The sequence below is a fragment of the Pseudomonas sp. P7759 genome, assembly GCF_013386445.1.
GTDB lineage: Bacteria > Pseudomonadota > Gammaproteobacteria > Pseudomonadales > Pseudomonadaceae > Aquipseudomonas > Aquipseudomonas azotoformans_A.
Map to the genome: position 1 here is coordinate 242,794 of NZ_JACART010000009.1, position 16,027 is coordinate 258,820.

The 16,027-nt window shown below is 62.5% G+C and carries 16 protein-coding genes and 1 pseudogene; 7 read left to right on the top strand and 10 right to left on the bottom strand.

What is annotated here, in order from left to right; genetic code table 11:
• Positions 1–141 precede the first annotated feature (141 nt).
• Genes HX823_RS12845 through HX823_RS12855 form a run of 3 tightly spaced genes read left to right on the top strand, consistent with a single transcriptional unit; the run spans position 142 to position 3,057 of the window.
• Complete coding sequence (locus tag HX823_RS12845; RefSeq protein ID WP_177075083.1) at positions 142–1,482, top strand: HAMP domain-containing sensor histidine kinase; 1,341 nt, start codon at positions 142–144, stop codon at positions 1,480–1,482.
• Positions 1,467–1,850 carry a response regulator gene (locus tag HX823_RS12850; RefSeq protein ID WP_038848625.1) on the top strand — a complete coding sequence of 128 codons (384 nt, stop codon included), beginning with the start codon at positions 1,467–1,469 and terminating at the stop codon, positions 1,848–1,850. Before HX823_RS12845 ends, HX823_RS12850 begins: the two co-directional genes overlap by 16 nt.
• A 10-nt stretch (positions 1,851–1,860) precedes the next feature.
• Positions 1,861–3,057: an EAL domain-containing response regulator gene (locus tag HX823_RS12855; protein ID WP_177075084.1), complete on the top strand. Its 1,197-nt coding sequence runs from the start codon at positions 1,861–1,863 to the stop codon at positions 3,055–3,057.
• Here HX823_RS12855 and HX823_RS12860 read toward each other — a convergent pair.
• Complete coding sequence (locus HX823_RS12860; RefSeq protein WP_177075085.1) at positions 3,043–3,888, bottom strand: LysR family transcriptional regulator; 846 nt, start codon at positions 3,886–3,888, stop codon at positions 3,043–3,045. The genes HX823_RS12855 and HX823_RS12860 overlap by 15 nt on opposite strands.
• Positions 3,889–4,002: 114 nt before the next feature.
• Between HX823_RS12860 and HX823_RS12865 the strand changes: the two genes are divergently transcribed.
• On the top strand, positions 4,003–4,707 hold the full coding sequence (locus HX823_RS12865; protein WP_038848620.1) for a haloacid dehalogenase type II: 705 nt from the start codon (positions 4,003–4,005) through the stop codon (positions 4,705–4,707).
• A gap of 3 nt (positions 4,708–4,710) precedes the next feature.
• A complete protein-coding gene (locus HX823_RS12870; RefSeq protein WP_177075086.1) occupies positions 4,711–5,499 on the top strand; it encodes an aldolase in 789 nt (262 codons plus the stop codon).
• A 32-nt stretch (positions 5,500–5,531) separates the two neighbouring features.
• Here the strand turns inward: HX823_RS12870 and HX823_RS12875 are convergent, their stop codons facing one another.
• Entirely contained in the window at positions 5,532–6,332 is an 801-nt protein-coding gene (locus tag HX823_RS12875; RefSeq protein ID WP_177075087.1) for an alpha/beta fold hydrolase, read from the bottom strand.
• 143 nt (positions 6,333–6,475) lie between these two features.
• Between HX823_RS12875 and HX823_RS12880 the strand changes: the two genes are divergently transcribed.
• A complete protein-coding gene (locus HX823_RS12880; RefSeq protein ID WP_177075088.1) occupies positions 6,476–7,333 on the top strand; it encodes an AraC family transcriptional regulator in 858 nt (285 codons plus the stop codon).
• On the opposite strand, the gene HX823_RS12885 is transcribed toward HX823_RS12880, so the two are convergent.
• Positions 7,295–8,293, bottom strand: coding sequence for a succinylglutamate desuccinylase/aspartoacylase family protein (locus HX823_RS12885; RefSeq protein WP_177075089.1), 999 nt, complete (start codon positions 8,291–8,293; stop codon positions 7,295–7,297). The genes HX823_RS12880 and HX823_RS12885 overlap by 39 nt on opposite strands.
• A 90-nt stretch (positions 8,294–8,383) precedes the next feature.
• Here HX823_RS12885 and HX823_RS12890 point away from each other — a divergent pair.
• Positions 8,384–8,923: pseudogene (locus tag HX823_RS12890) on the top strand (TetR/AcrR family transcriptional regulator); the annotation flags it as partial.
• On the opposite strand, the gene HX823_RS31965 reads toward HX823_RS12890, so the two are convergent.
• The 7 genes from HX823_RS31965 to HX823_RS12920 form a co-directional block, all read right to left on the bottom strand.
• Positions 8,879–9,877, bottom strand: coding sequence for a DMT family transporter (locus tag HX823_RS31965; RefSeq protein WP_038850538.1), 999 nt, complete (start codon positions 9,875–9,877; stop codon positions 8,879–8,881). The pseudogene HX823_RS12890 and the gene HX823_RS31965 overlap by 45 nt on opposite strands.
• Positions 9,874–10,572: an ABC transporter permease gene (locus HX823_RS12895; RefSeq protein ID WP_038850537.1), complete on the bottom strand. Its 699-nt coding sequence runs from the start codon at positions 10,570–10,572 to the stop codon at positions 9,874–9,876. The genes HX823_RS31965 and HX823_RS12895 overlap by 4 nt, the downstream gene beginning before the upstream one ends.
• Positions 10,573–10,579: 7 nt before the next feature.
• The gene (locus HX823_RS12900) at positions 10,580–11,284 is read right to left on the bottom strand and encodes an ABC transporter permease (protein ID WP_038850535.1); all 705 of its coding nucleotides are present in this window, start codon (positions 11,282–11,284) and stop codon (positions 10,580–10,582) included.
• Positions 11,284–12,138 (bottom strand): transporter substrate-binding domain-containing protein, encoded by an 855-nt coding sequence (locus HX823_RS12905; protein WP_025999693.1) that lies wholly within the window; start codon positions 12,136–12,138, stop codon positions 11,284–11,286. The genes HX823_RS12900 and HX823_RS12905 overlap by 1 nt, the downstream gene beginning before the upstream one ends.
• A gap of 25 nt (positions 12,139–12,163) precedes the next feature.
• Positions 12,164–14,158, bottom strand: coding sequence for an aminotransferase class I/II-fold pyridoxal phosphate-dependent enzyme (locus HX823_RS32165; protein ID WP_177075090.1), 1,995 nt, complete (start codon positions 14,156–14,158; stop codon positions 12,164–12,166).
• A 158-nt stretch (positions 14,159–14,316) separates the two neighbouring features.
• Positions 14,317–15,066, bottom strand: coding sequence for a CDP-diacylglycerol diphosphatase (locus HX823_RS12915; protein WP_177075091.1), 750 nt, complete (start codon positions 15,064–15,066; stop codon positions 14,317–14,319).
• A 60-nt stretch (positions 15,067–15,126) separates the two neighbouring features.
• The gene (locus tag HX823_RS12920; protein ID WP_256350102.1) at positions 15,127–16,026 is read right to left on the bottom strand and encodes an aldo/keto reductase; all 900 of its coding nucleotides are present in this window, start codon (positions 16,024–16,026) and stop codon (positions 15,127–15,129) included.
• Position 16,027: the final 1 nt, after the last annotated feature.

Here is a 16,027-nt window from a genome sequence, read left to right on the forward strand (position 1 = left end):
AAGCATCGGTTTTACCGTTTGTCTGCTATTGTCCAAGGACCTCATCTCCTCCTCATCGCCCCCAAGCGATCTTCTGTGAGCATGCTCTGCGCCATTGTCGGTTGACGGTGGCGGGCCTGAACGTCACGGAACGCCCAAGCGATGGACACACCGTTACCCGAACAGCCGCAATCGCGCGCCGAAAAAATCGTCGAGTTCAAACGGCAGAAAACCCTGCTCAAGACCGGCGCGCTGCAAGACGCCATCTTCAACAGCGCCTACTTCTCCAGCATCGCCACCGATGAAAAAGGCGTGATCCAGATCTTCAACGTCGGTGCCGAACGCATGCTCGGTTATGCCGCCGCCGACGTGGTCAACCGCATCACCCCCGCCGATATTTCCGATCCCGTCGAGCTGATCACCCGCGCCGCGGCGTTGAGCCTGGAACTGGACACACCGATCACGCCGGGTTTCGAAGCCCTGGTGTTCAAGGCTTCCCGGGGTATCGAGGACATCTACGAGCTGACCTACATCCGCCAGGACGGCAGTCGCCTCTCGGCGATGGTCTCGGTGACGGCCCTGCGCAACCGGCATGACACCATCATCGGCTACCTGCTGATCGGCACCGACAACACCGCGCGCAAACAGGAAGAAGCCGAGCGCAAAGGCTTCGAGCGCGCCCTGGAAGAAAAGAACCTGGAACTGGAGCACGCCAGCCACATGAAGTCCGAGTTCCTCGCCACCATGTCCCACGAGCTGCGCACGCCGCTGAATGCGGTGATTGGCTTTTCCGAGGCGCTCAAGGACGGCCTGGTCGGCGACATGAGCGAGACGCAGCGCGAGTACATCGGGGACATCTTCACCAGCGGCCAGCACTTGCTGTCATTGATCAACGACATTCTCGACCTGTCCAAGGTCGAGGCCGGGATGATGGAACTGGAGCTGGAAAGCGTTGAGCTGGCGGGCCTTTTGGCCAACAGCTTGCTGATCGTGCGGGAAAAGGCCGCACTGCAACGTATCCAATTGAAACTGGAATGCCCCGACGACCTCGGCCACCTGGAACTGGACCTGCGCAAGACCAAGCAGATCGTCTACAACCTGCTGGCCAACGCGGTGAAGTTCAGCGAACACGGCAGTTCGGTAACGCTGACGGTGCGCCAGGTCACCCGCGAACAGGTCGGACAGATTCCCGGCGATTGGCCGGTGTATCGCTTTGCCTTGCCCGCGAGCCCTCAGCAGCAATTCCTGGAGTTTAGCGTCAGCGACACCGGTATCGGCATTGCCGAAGATGACATGGGCAAGCTGTTCAAGGCCTTCAGCCAGATCGACAGCAGCCTGGCGCGCAAATTCGAAGGTACGGGCCTGGGGTTGGCGATGGTCAAGCAACTGGCGGACTTGCAGGGTGGCAGTGTCGCGGTGGCCAGTCGCGAAGGCTGTGGCGCGCGGTTTGTGGCGTGGTTACCACTGCACCGCGCGGCGGAGGCTCCATGGCCCACGTCCTGATCGTTGAAGACAATGAAGCCAATATGCGCCTGGCGCGCCTGTTGCTGGTGAACGCCGGCCATACAACCGTGTGGGCGCCCGATGCCGAGACCGGCCTGACCCAGGCCCGCGAACAGCAACCGGCCTTGATCCTGATGGACATCCAACTGCCCGGCATGGACGGCCTGACCGCCACGGCCCTGCTCAAGCAGGACCCGCTGACGGCGCACATTCCGGTGATCGCCCTGACCGCCATGGCGATGAAGGAAGACCGTGAAAAGACCCGGCTGGCCGGCTGCGACGCCTATGTGATCAAACCCCTGCGTTACAAGGAGCTGTATCAGGTGATCGATACGCTGCTGCAAACCCACAACGACCCTCTCAGATGAGAATGCACCCATGGCCACGCTGCTGATCGTTGATGATGAACCTCAGGTGCGCAAGCTCCTGGAAACGCTGTTGCACCACGAAGGCTACCAGACCGTCAGCGCGAGCAGCGGCGAAGAGGCGCTGCAGGTGGTGGCGCAACAGCCGCCCGACCTGATCCTGCTGGACATCATGATGCCGGGGATGGATGGGTATGAAGTGGCCAGCCAATTGAAAAGTGACGACGTCACGGCGGGTATTCCCATCATCATGCTGTCGGCCCTCAGTGATCCTGGTGCGCGCGTCAGTGGTTTGGAGAGCGGTGCCGAAGAGTTCCTCAGCAAACCGATCGAGCGTATCGAACTGTCCCTGCGCGTGCGCAACCTGCTGCGGCTCACCGCTCACGGCGAGCGGGCGGATAACCTACGCCAAGCCCTGCAACCTGACGTCGACCGTCGGGACCTGGAAACCGCCCTGCGCCAGGCCGTGCAACGCAATGAGTTCATTGTTCACTACCAGCCTAAAGTCGAGCTTGCGACGGGCCAGCTTTGCGCGCTTGAGGCCCTGCTGCGCTGGGACCGACCGGGTCATGGCGCCGTTTCCCCGGCGGTATTCGTACCGGTATTGGAGAGCCTCGGCCTGATCGTAGCGGTGGGACGCTGGGTGATCGAAGCCGTTTGCCAACAGATTGCGGACTGGCAACGCAGTGCCATTGGCGCCGTGGAGGTGTCGGTCAACGTTTCCGGCCATCAACTCATAGAAGGCGACCTGATTGCCGATATCGCACGTATCCTCGCGCAAACCGGCGTCGAGCCGCACTGGCTGGAAGTGGAGCTGACCGAAGGCTCATTGATGGAAAACACCCAGCACACCATCGCCAGCCTGCAACGCTTGCACGCCATGGGCGTGAAAATTTCCATCGACGATTTTGGCACCGGCTATTCAAGCCTGGCGTACCTGCGGCGTTTTCCCATCGACACGCTGAAGATCGACATCGCCTTTATCCGCGAAGTCACCAGCAACCCCCAGGACGCCGCGATCACCCGCACCATCATTGAGCTGGCCCACAGCCTAAACCTGCGGGTGGTCGCCGAAGGCGTGGAAACCCAGGCGCAATTGGCGTTCTTGAAAGACGCCGGCTGCGACCAGATCCAGGGTTACCTGTTCAGCCGGCCATTGCCGGTGGCCACCCTGGAGCGGCTGCTGCTGGAGCGTTCAGAGACTCCGTGAAATCTCCTCGCGCAGGCACTCGATCAATCCACGGTGAGTCGCGCTCAGGCGCTCGGCGCCGCTGACCAACGCCAGTTCCGACGACGGCACAGGAGGAAGCTCGGTGCAGATTAGGTGGCTGGGCAGCACGGCACTTTTCGGCAGGATGCTGACGCCCAACCCTGACGTGACCGCCGCCTGGATCCCGGTAAGGCTATGGCTGCCAAACGCCACGCGCCAACTGCGCCGGGCCTTGTCCAAGGTGCGAATGGCGCGCTGGCGGTAGATGCAGCCTTGGGGAAACAGCGCCAGGGGCAAGGTGTCGAGTTGCATATCCTGGCCCTGGCCACATACCCACACCAAGGGCTCAGGCCAGCTGGCGTGGCACTCGCCGCTGCCGGCTTCGCGCTTGACCAGGGCGATGTCGATTTCGCCGCTTTCCAATTGCCGGCGCAGGTCGGTGCTCATGCCGCTGACCGTCTCCAGCCGCGCCTCGGGGCGGGCACGTACGAAACCCGAAAGCATCGACGCCATGCGCGTCGCGTCGAAATCCTCGGGCACGCCCAGGCGCACCGGCACTACGCTGGCCTCAGTGTCCAAGGCATCGCGGGCTTCGCGGGACAGGTTCAACAGGCGGCGCGCGTAATGGGTCAGCAGTTCGCCGTGTTCGGTGGCACTGACTTGCTGGCCCGAACGGTCGCGCACCAGCAACACCTGGCCGACGCTTTCTTCCAGCTTGCGAATCTGCTGGCTGACCGTGGACTGGGTGCGGTGCACGCGCTCGGCGGCACGGGTGAAGCTGCCTTCGTCGACCACGCAGACCAGTGTGTGCAAGAGTTCCAGATCAAACATGGCGGCAACCTTCTTATCGACAATTCAACTGTGATGTAGAGGTTAATTTAATTTCCTACTAAGGGCGAGGTTTCCTATGCTGCATCGACCACCCACTCTTTTTACAGGTGCTCCATGCCACTCGAACACTCGCCTCGCCCGCTGTGGCTGACCTTTGATTGCTACGGCACCCTGATCCAATGGGATGAAGGCCTGCGTGCCGCCATCGACCGGATCCTGGATCAGAAAGGCGAACACCAGATCGACCGCGAAACGCTGCTCAGCGTCTACGACCACCACGAACACGCCCTGGAGCAAACCCCACCGCACCGCAGCTTTCGCACCCTCGCCGGGCTGAGCCTGCAACTCGCGCTCAAGGAGCTGGGCTTGCCTGCCAATGACCACGATGGTGCGACTCTCACTGATAGTATCAGCGCCATGCCACCGTTTCCCGAAGTGGTGGATACGCTCAAACAGTTGAAGGCCCTGGGCTACAAACTGTGCATCGTTTCCAACACCGACGATGACGTGATCGCCGGCAATGTGGCGCAACTGGGTGGCTACATCGACCGGGTGATCACCGCCCAGCAAGCCGGTGCCTACAAGCCCAACCGCCGTCTGTTCGACTATGCCCATGAACAACTGGGGGTGAGCCTGGATGAGGTGGTGCACATCTGTGCCAGCCCGCACCTGGATCACGCCGCCGCGCGAGATATCGGTTTTCGCTGCGTATGGATCGACCGTGGCACCGGTCGCCAATTGCTGGCCGACTACACACCCGATGCGATCCTGCCAACCCTCGACGGCGTTCCCGAACTGTTCAAGTCCTTGGGGTGGTGAACCATGGCCCATACCTTCACGCCCTCCTCCCTTGGCCCGCGCGCCGGGCGCTGGAATCTCGATAGCCTGGCCGCCATCGAAGCCCGCGTAGAACTCGCGGCTTGCCTGCAATTGGCGGCGCTGCATGGCTTGGAAGAAGGCATCTGCAATCACTTCTCGGCGATGGTGCCGGGGCATGACGATGTGTTTTTCGTCAATCCGTTCGGCTACGCCTTTGAGGAAATCACTGCGTCCCGTCTGCTGGTGTGTGATTTCCATGGCAACGTGATCGACGGCGACGGCACGCCGGAAGCCACGGCGTTCTACATCCACGCCCAGCTGCATCAACAGCAGCCGCGCATCAAGGCGGCGTTCCATACCCATATGCCGAATGCGACGGCACTGTGCCTGCTGCAAGGCCCGCCCTTGCTGTGGCTGGGGCAGACGGCGTTGAAGTTCTATGGGCGCGCGGCGGTGGATGAGGATTACAACGGCCTGGCGTTGGATAACCGTGAAGGTCAGCGTATCGCTGCAGCGTTGGGCGATGCCGACATTCTGTTCCTGAAGAATCATGGAGTGATGGTGGCTGCGCCGAACATCGCCGAAGCCTGGGATGATCTGTACTACCTGGAGCGGGCGGCCGAGGTGCAGTTGAAAGCCATGGCCAGCGGGCAGCCGCTCAAGCCGATTGCCCCGGCGGTGGCGCAGGTGGCGTATGAGCAGATGCGTGAAGGCGACCCGGCCAGTGCGCGGGCGCATCTGGACAGTGCGATGCGGCGGTTGAAGCAGCGCGGTTCACCGTTCGATCAATAACAAAATGGGGGCCTGGGCCCCCACTCTTTTGGTTACTGCGCGTTGGCCTTGGCCGCATCGTTGATGATCGCCACCACCCGCGCCGGGTTCGACACCATCACCACGTGGGAAGCCCCCTTTACGTCCACGGTTTCCTTGGAGCCCGCACGGTCAGCCATGAATTTAAGCGCGGCCTCGGGAATATTTTTGTCCGCTGAACCGTATATGAAGTAGGACGGCACGGTTTTCCAGGCCGGGTCACCCGCCGGTTCCTTCAGCGCAGCTTCGGTGATCGGGCGTTGCCCGGCCGCCATCAACTGGGCTTCCTTGGGCGCCACGTCGGCGGCGAACTGGCTGTTGAACTTGTCTTGCTGGATGTACAGGTCGGTCACGCCGTCCTTGGAAATCACGGGTTTGTCCAGGGTCGGGCCGAGGGTGCCGCCAGGGTAGCGGCCGGACAGCTCAAACGCGGTCTCGCCTTTTTCCGGGGCGAAGGCGGCGACGTAGACCAGCGCCTTGACCTTGCTGCTGCCATGCACGGCGTTGGAGATCACCGAGCCACCGTAGGAATGGCCGACCAGGATCACCGGGCCTTGGGTGTGTTCGACGATATCGGCCACGTAGTCCGAGTCGGTCTTGACGCTGCGCAGCGGGTTGGCCACGGCGACCACCGGGTAGCCTTCAGCCTTGAGCCCGGCGATCACGCCGTTCCAGCTGGAGGCGTCGGCGAACGCGCCGTGCACCAGCACGACGGTGGCTTTCTGTGGGGCGGCAACACTGGCGGTGGCGACACCGAGGGCGAGTGCGCCGGTGATCAGGGCGGCGGCGACGCGGGAGAACTTGAAGGTTTTCATGAACGTTTGCTCCGTTGGGGGTGGGCGCTCAAGGCGTTGAACGTGAGGCCATGATGCCGAAGCGTATTTTACAAATGGAGGCTAATGGTCGACAATATGGCGCAGATCGTCTAAATAGATCGTTAATTGAAATCAGGTGAGTCATGGATCGTTTGTCCACACTGCTGGTGCACTTCGGCATCGGTGCCGATACCTTTCACAGTGGGCCGCTGCACGGCGCCCTCGACACCCGCGATCTGCAGCAGCGCGGCCGGGTCTACCTGCTCAAGGACGGCCAGGCCAGCCTGGAAATGCCCGACGGCACCCTGCGCATTCCCGAACCCAGTTTGGTGCTGGTGCCGCGTCCCCTGCCCCATCGGCTGGTGGCGGCCAAAGCCGATGGCGCCCAGGTGGTGGCGGCTTCGCTGCGTTTTGATGGGGGCATCGATAACCCGTTGTCCGTGGCGCTGACCGACACCATCGTGATGCCGCTCAAGCAGATCCCGATGATCGCCGGCACGCTGGACTGGCTGTTCGATGAAGCCTTCGCTGAACACTGCGGACGCGAGGCGGTGATGAACCGGCTGTTCGAGCTGATGGTGATTCAGTTCCTGCGCCACATGATGGCCTATCACAGCATGACCACCGGCATGATGTCGGGCCTGGCCGACCTGCGCCTGGCGCGGGCCATGACCCTGCTGCACAACAACCCCGAACGCCCATGGACCGTGCAGGAAATGGCGGTTGAGTCGAACATGTCCCGTGCCAGTTTCGCCGCGCACTTTCATAAAGTGGTCGGCCAGACGCCAGCCGACTATGTGCTGAGCTGGCGCGTGAGCCTGGCGCAGAAACGCCTGCGTGAAGGTCGCCCCATCGCGCTGATCGCCGATGAGGTTGGTTACGAGAGCCCCTCGGCGCTGGCCCGTGCGTTCCGGCGCAAGATCGGCACCAGCCCGCGCGAATGGCTGCAGTTGCAGGCGCCGCTACGGGTCCAGCACACCGCCGCTGTAGCTGTCGGATAAACGTGTACCGGTGAACTTGGCGACCACCGAGCCTTGCGCCACCAGGCGTTCGCGGTGGCGTGTGACTAGCCGCCCGGCCTGGGCGGCGTGCAGGGTCACTTCGGAGGTCGGGTCACCGAGGCGGCCGATAATGCGTGCGAAACGCTGGCCTTCTTCCAGGTCATCGCCCAGGCCCTTTTCGAACACCAGTACGCCGGCGCAAGGGGCAAGGACGGTTTCCATGCAGCCCATGTCAACCACGTCGCCTTGCCATTCAGCAATGTTGGCCACCTCGTCGATCACGCCATTGATGCACAACCACGCCCACAGCCCATCGGCGTCCTGTTGCGCCAGGGCATCACTGACGTCTGCCTGCCCGCGCAGTTCAATAGTGGCGGCCAGTTGCGGTGAAGCGTGGTTGATGAGGGTTTCTTCAAAGGAGCCATCACCGCCTTCATCCCAGACAATCACCAGGTCCACCTGCAATGCTGCCGCCAGTGCCAGGCCTTGTTCGGGCCAGAAGCTGCGGTGGATGTAGAGGTAGGGCAGCGCCTCGTCGTCGGTGTGCAGGTCTAGAATCAAGTCGGCATCGGCGGCCAGTTGCACCAGGCGTTTCTGCCATTGCGCCAGGTTGCTCGCCGGGCGCGCCATGGCCAGCGAACAATCGAAAGCACGGTTGAAGTTCTGCCCGGTGGCTTCGTGGAAACGCCCGAGCAGGCGGCCCTGGCGAAACTGGCCGATGCCAAAGGGATTGGCTTGGGGCACCACCGTGACCGTCCCCTTGAGTCGGCCCTGCTCGGCGCACGCCTGCAAGCGCGGCAGCAGTTGATGCAGCACCAGCATCCCGGCGATTTCGTCGGCGTGCACACCGGCCTGCAGGTGTACCTTGGGCCCGCAGCCGTCGCCGTCGAAACGCCAGGCGCCGATGTGCAGCACATTGCCGGAATCGCCTGTCACCTGCCACGAAAGGTCTTTCGCCATGCCTTGCCCTCCTCTGATCAATTAATCGGTAGAGATTGAACACATGTTCAACTAACCTGAGCGCTGTGCTGTTCCATCCAAGGCCTGCCCATGACCCCCGAGCTGCCCAAACTGCGCCGTGCCGATCCCGACGAACGCCGGGACCTGCTGATTGCTGCCACCCTCACCTGCCTGGCGCGCGATGGGCACGCGGGGATTTCCGTGCGCCGTATAGCTTCCGAGGCCGGGGTGTCGGTGGGGTTGCTCAACCACCATTTCGGCAGCATCGACGCGCTGATTGCCGAGACCTACCACAAGCTGGCCAACGAACTGACCAGTGCCCTCTGGGCGCACGTGGAACAGGCCGAAGGCCCTGCTGCGCGCCTGGATGCATTCCTCAGCGCCTCATTCTCGCCCCGGGTCATGGACCCCGACCTGCTGGGCGTGTGGGTGGTGTTCTGGAGCCTGATCCGTCACTCGCCCCATGTGAACCAGTCCCACGAAAACAGCTACCACGCCTACCTGGCATTAATCCAACAACTGCTGGACGATCTGGCCCGCAGTGAAAACCTGGTGATCCACGACAGCCACCTGGCCGCCATCGGCTTATCGGCGATGCTCGACGGACTCTGGCTCGAGGGGTGCCTCAACCCCGGCACCTTCAGCCCCGCCAACGGCCTGCACATCTGCCGCTGCTGGGTACAGGGGTTGCGTCAGGGTGCATTCGGCGCCGACCACGTCCTGTGACACCGGATGCCGTGCGCTGAGCATGGCCAAGGTGCCGCTGATGGCGATCAACACCGCGCCGATGATCAGCGAGCCATCCATCAATGTGCCCCACACCAGGCTCGACAGGAGGAACGCCCAGATCAGCCCGGTGTATTCGAATGGCGCGAGTAAGGTTGCCGTGGCGCGGCGAAAACTGGCAAACAGCAGGAATTGCCCGATGCCGCCAACCAAGCCGGCCGCCAACATGCCCAGCCAGGCCGGCGCGGGCGCCGGTGTGTGAGTCCAAGGCAAGGTCACGCCCATGCACAGCACAAACACCACGTTGGTGATCAGCATTTGCTCCAGCACCGAGCTGCTCGGGTCGACCTGGCGCAACTGGATATAGGTAAACGCCCAGCACAACGCCGCGCCCAACGTCAGGGCGATGGGCCACGGGTCGAGCATATGCGTGGGACGGCAGGCGATGACCACCCCGACAAAGCCGATTATCAACGCGATCCATTGGCCCCGGCTGGCGCGCTCCTTGAGGATCAGCGCAGCCAGCAGCGTGACCATGATCGGCGCAGAAAAGTACAGCGTGGTCATTTCCGCCAGGCTCAGGTCCTTGGCCGCCGTGTAATACAGCAACCACGCGAGCAACGACAACAGCCCGCGAATGATCAGCAAGCGCCGGCTCACCGACGTCCAGGCACTGCGTACCAGGCCCATGCGCCCGGCGATCAAGCACGCGACGACCACCACCAGGCTGCGCCAGAACAGGATGGTGAACACCGAGTAATCGGCCACCAGCCACTTGACCACCGCGTCCTGCAACGCCAGGAACAAATACGCCAGCGAACACAGGGCAATCCCTTGCAACGAGCGGTCCTGTTTCATCCGGCCGACCTGCGCAGCGGCGTACCGCGCCGTTCGGCGATGGCGTAGACGCCTTCGATCAGGAAGGTCAGGCACAGGTAGACCGCCGCCACCAGCAGCAGCGGCTGGTAGATCTGCAAGGTCTGCGCGCGGACCACGTTGGCCGCGCCCAATAGGTCGACCACGGCAATGGTCGAGGCCAGCGCGGTGGATTTGAGCAACATCACCGTCTCCCCCGCCAAGGTCGGCAACAATAGGCGCATCGCCCGTGGCAAACGCACGCGCAACAAGGCCTGGCGTGGCGTCATGCCGAATGCCGAGGCGGCTTCCATTTCGCCCTTGGGCACCGCCAGCAGGCCACCGCGGATCACTTCGCCGACGTAGGCACCCACCGACAACACCAGGGCAAACACGATGTACCAGTAACCGTCACGCAAGTAAGGCCACAGAAAGCTGCCGCGAATCATCGGGAACTGGGCAAACAGGCTGCCCAGACCGTAGTAGAAAATGTAGATCTGGATCAGCAGCGGGGTGCCGCGCAACACACTGGTGTAGGCCAGTGCGCCACGGGCCAGCCATTTACGCCGCGACAACCGCGCCAACGCCACCAGCACCGCCAGGGCAAAACCCAACACCGCCGAAATCACCAGCAGCGACAAGGTGGTCTGCAAGCCTTTGGCGATCAGGCCGGCGTAGTAACTTATCCAATCAGGCATGGCCCGCTCACTCGACAACCGGCATCCAGCGACGGATTCGTCGCTCCAGGCGCCCGGACAGGTAGTTGGAAGCCAGCGTCACCAGGTAATACAAGGCGGCGGCCGTGAGGTAGAACAGCAAATACTGACGGGTCGAGCCCGCCGCCTGCTTGGCGGTGTACAGCAACTCGTTAGTGCCGACCACGCTGATCAAGGCGCTGTCCTTGATCAGGTTGATCCACAGGTTGGACATGCCGGCCAGGGCGAACGGCGCCATGATCGGCAAGGTCACCCGGCGGAACAGGCCAAACCCGCTCAAGCCAAACGCCCGCGCCGCTTCGATCTGGCCGTGGGGAATCGCCAGGATCGCCGCGCGGAAGATCTCCGACGCGTAGGCGCCCTGCACCAGGCCCAACACCAGGATCGCCACCAGCGGGCCGCTGATGTTCATCTGCTCGAAGCCCATCCCGAGCATCAGCGCGTTGAGGCCCATGGACCCGGCGTAATACAGCAACAGGATCAGCAGCAGTTCCGGCACCGCACGAAACAGCGTGGTGTAGCCGCGCATCAGCAGCGCAATCGGGCGTGGCGCACTGAGCTTGGCGCAGGCCACCACCAGGCCGATCAACACACCCACCGCAAACGAGCCGGCGGAGATTTGCAGGGTCATCCATAACCCTTTGAGCAACGCATTGCCCCACCCTTGTTCGCCGAAGCTTAAGAGGTCGAGCATTATTCGGTCTTCTGGGCGACTTGTTGATAGGGGCTGTCACAGGTCTTGCTGACAAACGCCGGGGTGTCACCGCGCTTGCACGGGCTGACCGACAAGCCGAAATAGTGCTGCGACAGGTCGTCGTAGTCCTTGCTCACCAGCAATTCGCCGATGGCCTTATCCAGCCGCGCCTTGAGCGCAGTGTCTTCCTTGCGCAGGCCGGCGCCGACGCCACGACCGATGATCGGGTCGTAAGGCACGCTGGCAATATGCGCCAGACCGCTGGCTTCCGGAGTCTTGACCATCATGGCGATGGCGGTGTCGTCGGCCATCATGTAGTCGATACGCCCGGCGATCAGGTCGGCGTTGGCCGATTCCTGGGTGTCGTAGTACTTCAGGTCCGCGATGTTTTCGTAGTACTTCTTCAGGTAGTTGGCACTGACCGTGGAGATCTGCACGCCGATCAACTTGCCCTTGAGGCCCGCCGGGGAGATCTCGACTTCGCTGCCTTTGGGGCCGGCAACGCCCAACAGGGAATCGTAGTAGGCGCGGCTGAAAGCGATCTGTTTTTCACGCTCATCGGTCACCGACATCGACGAGAAAATCACGTCGATTTTCTTCGCCAGCAACGAGGGAATAATGCCGTCCCACGCCACTTCCTTGATCTGGCACTCGGCTTTCATGCCTTCGCAGAGTTTGTGGATCAAGTCCACTTCAAAGCCGGACCACTGGCCGTTGCCGCCTTTAACGGTGAACGGCGGATAGGGTTCCGCGGCGACCGCAAACACGATGGGCTTTTCCGCCGCCTGGGTGAAGCCTGCAGCCAACATCAACACAGCACTGCTCAACCACGTTGCCATACGCTTGGATTTCATGATTTTGCCCCGTCTTTTTATGGAGTTAGCGAGTTTGATGCGCGTTGACGAACTGTCGGCAACGTTCACTGCGTGGGTCGATAAACACCGCATCCGGCGAGCCGGTTTCTTCGATCATGCCTTGGTGCAGAAACGCCACTTTCGACGACACATCCCGGGCGAAGGCCATTTCATGGGTGACCAGGATCATGGTGCGGCCTTCCTCGGCCAGGGAGCGGATCACCCGCAGCACTTCGCCCACCAATTCCGGGTCGAGGGCCGAGGTGGGTTCGTCGAACAGCATGACTTTGGGACGCATGGCCAGCGCACGGGCAATCGCCACCCGTTGCTGTTGGCCGCCGGAGAGGAACGCCGGGTATTCGTTGCGCTTGGCGGCCAGGCCGACGCGGTCGAGCAAGGCTTCGGCGCGTTCGATGGCCTCGGCACGGCTTTCGCGCAGGACCTGGGTGGGGGCTTCGATAAGGTTTTCCAGGACCGTGCGGTGTGGCCACAGGTTGAAGTTCTGGAACACCATGCCCAGGGTCGAGCGGATACGTACCAGCTGTTTGGCATCTGCGACCAGAGGCGCGCCGGGCCGACCGTAGTTGAGCTTGATGCTTTCGCCATCCACATGGATGCTGCCCTGGTCCGGCACTTCGAGCATGTTGATGCAGCGCAGCAAGGTGCTTTTACCCGAGCCGCTGGCGCCGATCAGCGAGATCACGTCGCCTTCGTGGGCCGTGAGGGAAATGCCCTTGAGGACTTCGATATTGCCGAAGCGCTTGTGCAGGTCGATGACCTCGATCATCTTTTTGACTGCGGCCGGCGGCACGCCTTCGATCCTGGGCGCCGCGGCAACACGCGGCTCACCGGCCAGCTTGGCGACAAACTGCACGATGCGTTGGCAGGCTTCGCTCAGGCGCTCTTCACCCAGGGTGAACGACAAGCGCACGAAGCCCTGGGCCGGCTCGCCAAAGGCGGCGGCGTCGAGCACCGAAACCCCGGCTTCCCGAAACAGGCGCCAGGCAAAGTCGAGGGAGCCCAGGCCGGTGCCGCGCACATCCACCAGCACAAACATCCCGGCTTGCGGTGCCTGCACCTGGATGCCTGGGCACGCACTCAGCCCCCTCACCACCAGGTCGCGTCGGCGCCGATAGATCTCGCGCATGCCCTGGGTCACCTCGTCATGGGCCAGCACGGCGGCGGTGGCGGCTTCCATCACAAAGCCCGGCAGCCCGTAGAGCATGCTCAGCACCAGGGTTTCCGCGTGGGCGACCATCTGCGGCGTGGCGATGATCCAGCCAATGCGCCAGCCGGTCATGGCATGGGACTTGGACAGACTGCCAATCACCACACAGCGCTCGGCCATGCCCGGCAGTGCTGCAAGGCTGTGGTACTCACCGTCGAACACCAGGCTTTCATAGACCTCATCCACCACCACCCACAGGTCGTGGGCGATGGCCAGGTCGGCAATGGCTTGCAGTTCGTGCGGGTTGAGTACCACGCCGGTCGGGTTGTTCGGGTTGGAGAAGAAAATTGCCCGCGTACGCGGTGTGATGGCTGCGCCGAGCAACTGGGCATCGAGGCGAAAGCCGGATTCCGGCGAACAGGGCACACGCACCAGTGTCGCACCGCTGGCCTTGAGCGTGGCCTCGTAGGTGACGTACATCGGGTCGAGCACCAACACTTCATCACCCGCTTGCAACAGACACAGGGAGGTCACGAATAAGGCGTTCTGTGCACCGGCCACCGTGATCACGTTGTCGGCGTTCAGCGGACGGCCCAGGGTCTGGCTGTAGCGTGCCGCAATGGCATCGCGCAATGCCGGGCGACCGGGAATTTCGGTGTAGTGGGTGTCACCTTCGCGCAAGGCGCCCACGGCGGCGTCGGTAATGAAGGAGGGCGTGGCGAAATCCGGATCGCCAACGCTGAGGATGATGATGTCATCGCCCTGGCTGGCCGCTTGGAATGCGGCGTGGTGGATGTCCCAGGCGGCTACGCCCTGCCCTGCAATTCGTTCGACGAAGGGGGAAAACCGCATGCCAGAGCCTCTCGTTCAAGAAGAAACAGCGCGAACCCGTTACGTGACAAACGGGTGGATACGGTCAACATAGTTCAAACTGAACAGTCGTTCAATGGGTAAGTTTGCGGCGGTGTCGTTTATGCTCCAAAGAGGTCGTTGTGGTGATTTTTGTCGGTTTACAGCTGGCTCATCAGGTCGCAGCGATAGTCCTGCAGTTCGCCAGCCGAGCCGAGGTTCAGCTCGCTCAACGTGACATGAGTGCTCAGCAGCACGAAATTGCCATCGGCACGCGGTGCCATCAACAAGCTGTACTGGCTCATCGAGTCGCCTTGGGCATCCACGTAATCACGCAACACTGCCAGTGGGTCGCGCAGCTCGGCATCGGCCGCCGACAGCAGCCGGGCGCTGTAGGTGTGCCCCATCAACTGCACCGGTAGCGTGCGCCACTGCTCATCCAGCACTTGCTGGTTGAGCGTGCTATAGACGTCCGGGCGCAGGCAGGCGATATGCACGTGCAACTGGTTCTGGGAGCGACCGTAGCGAGAGTTGATCGCCACCGAGACGAACTGATCGGCGATTGGTTTTTTCAAGCCCTCGGACAACACCCGCCGATGTTGCCAGGCCTGGGTGAAGTAATGCGGCAGCAGCTCGCGGCCAAGGGCCGGGTCTTCAATACCGGTGACCTTGTCTGCCGGCATCAGCAGGTTGTGCAGCGGGCCGTTGCGGTCTTTGTACAGGACGTAGCCGCGGTCCAGGTCCACCGCCAGGCAGGGGTCGGGCTTGAGCTGCTGTTGCTGGTGGGGCACACATTGCTGGCTGACGGTCTGCCACAAGGCATCCGGGTTTCCCCGCCACTTCCAGGCCCCCACGAGCACCAACCCACAGAGCAAACCACCAGCGATCGTGACTACGGAACCGCGCTTCATGCAAAAACCTCGACGTACAGGGATGTTGTGTGTGTTGCTGGCGACATCCCTGTCGCAGGGTTAACGCTTGGGCGGGGCCAAAAATTCCGGGCCGATCGGATCTTTTATCGTGCTGGCCAGGATACGGTCGATATGCGTCAGGTCTTCGGGCGTCAGGTGCCAGCCGAAGGCTTCTTCGTAGCCTTTCAACTGCTCCGGGCGCCGGGCACCCCACAGGGCGATGGTCGGGCCTTGATCAAGCACCCAGCGCAGGGCCAGGGCCAGCACCGATTTGCCGTGGCACTCGCGGGCATACATATCCAGCGCGGCCACGGCGGCCAGGTATTGTTCGAAACGCGGGGCCTTGAACTTGGGGTCGAGCTTGCGCACGTCATCGCCAACAAACCGCGTGGCCGAGTGCATGCTGCCGCTGAGCAAACCTCGGCACAGCGGCCCGTACGCCAACACCACCAGGGAATGCTGCTTGGCGTAGGGCAGGATGTCGCTGTCGATGGCCCGTTCGAACAGGTTATAGGGCGGCTGCACCGTGGCCAGTGCGGTGTACTGGCTGAAATCGTCCATTTGCGCGGAGGAATAGTTGCTCACGCCGACCGCGAGGATCTTGCCTTCACGGCGCAGGCATTCCAGTTCATCGGCGGTTTCTTCCTGGGCCACCAGCGGGTCGGGCCAGTGGATCTGGTACAGGTCGATGTAGTCGGTTTGCAGGCGCACCAGGGAGTCTTCGACTTCCTTGCGGATGCGCTGGGCCGTGGCGTTGCGCCGGGGTGTGCCGGTGTCCCATTGCAGCCCGGCCTTGGTCGCGATCACCGCGCTGTGGCGCACGCCGCGCAGGGCCTTGCCGATCAGCTCTTCGGACAGGCCAAAGCCGTACACGGGCGCGGTGTCGATCAAGTTGATACCGATGGCCAGGGCGTGGCGCAGCGTTCGGATGGCCTGTTCATTGTCCGCCCCGCCCCACAGG

Excerpts from the sequence above, each read along its gene's own strand:
- HX823_RS12860 (WP_177075085.1), bottom strand. The coding sequence starts at position 3,888 with ATGTTTGATCTGGAACTCTTGCACACACTGGTCTGCGTGGTCGACGAA.
- HX823_RS12865 (WP_038848620.1), top strand. The coding sequence starts at position 4,003 with ATGCCACTCGAACACTCGCCTCGCCCGCTGTGGCTGACCTTTGATTGC.
- HX823_RS12845 (WP_177075083.1), top strand. The coding sequence starts at position 142 with ATGGACACACCGTTACCCGAACAGCCGCAATCGCGCGCCGAAAAAATC.
- HX823_RS12900 (WP_038850535.1), bottom strand. The coding sequence starts at position 11,284 with ATGCTCGACCTCTTAAGCTTCGGCGAACAAGGGTGGGGCAATGCGTTG.
- HX823_RS32165 (WP_177075090.1), bottom strand. The coding sequence starts at position 14,158 with ATGCGGTTTTCCCCCTTCGTCGAACGAATTGCAGGGCAGGGCGTAGCC.
- HX823_RS12850 (WP_038848625.1), top strand. The coding sequence starts at position 1,467 with ATGGCCCACGTCCTGATCGTTGAAGACAATGAAGCCAATATGCGCCTG.
- HX823_RS12880 (WP_177075088.1), top strand. The coding sequence starts at position 6,476 with ATGGATCGTTTGTCCACACTGCTGGTGCACTTCGGCATCGGTGCCGAT.
- HX823_RS31965 (WP_038850538.1), bottom strand. The coding sequence starts at position 9,877 with ATGAAACAGGACCGCTCGTTGCAAGGGATTGCCCTGTGTTCGCTGGCG.
- HX823_RS12875 (WP_177075087.1), bottom strand. The coding sequence starts at position 6,332 with ATGAAAACCTTCAAGTTCTCCCGCGTCGCCGCCGCCCTGATCACCGGC.
- HX823_RS12885 (WP_177075089.1), bottom strand. The coding sequence starts at position 8,293 with ATGGCGAAAGACCTTTCGTGGCAGGTGACAGGCGATTCCGGCAATGTG.
- HX823_RS12915 (WP_177075091.1), bottom strand. The coding sequence starts at position 15,066 with ATGAAGCGCGGTTCCGTAGTCACGATCGCTGGTGGTTTGCTCTGTGGG.
- HX823_RS12905 (WP_025999693.1), bottom strand. The coding sequence starts at position 12,138 with ATGAAATCCAAGCGTATGGCAACGTGGTTGAGCAGTGCTGTGTTGATG.
- HX823_RS12895 (WP_038850537.1), bottom strand. The coding sequence starts at position 10,572 with ATGCCTGATTGGATAAGTTACTACGCCGGCCTGATCGCCAAAGGCTTG.
- HX823_RS12855 (WP_177075084.1), top strand. The coding sequence starts at position 1,861 with ATGGCCACGCTGCTGATCGTTGATGATGAACCTCAGGTGCGCAAGCTC.
- HX823_RS12870 (WP_177075086.1), top strand. The coding sequence starts at position 4,711 with ATGGCCCATACCTTCACGCCCTCCTCCCTTGGCCCGCGCGCCGGGCGC.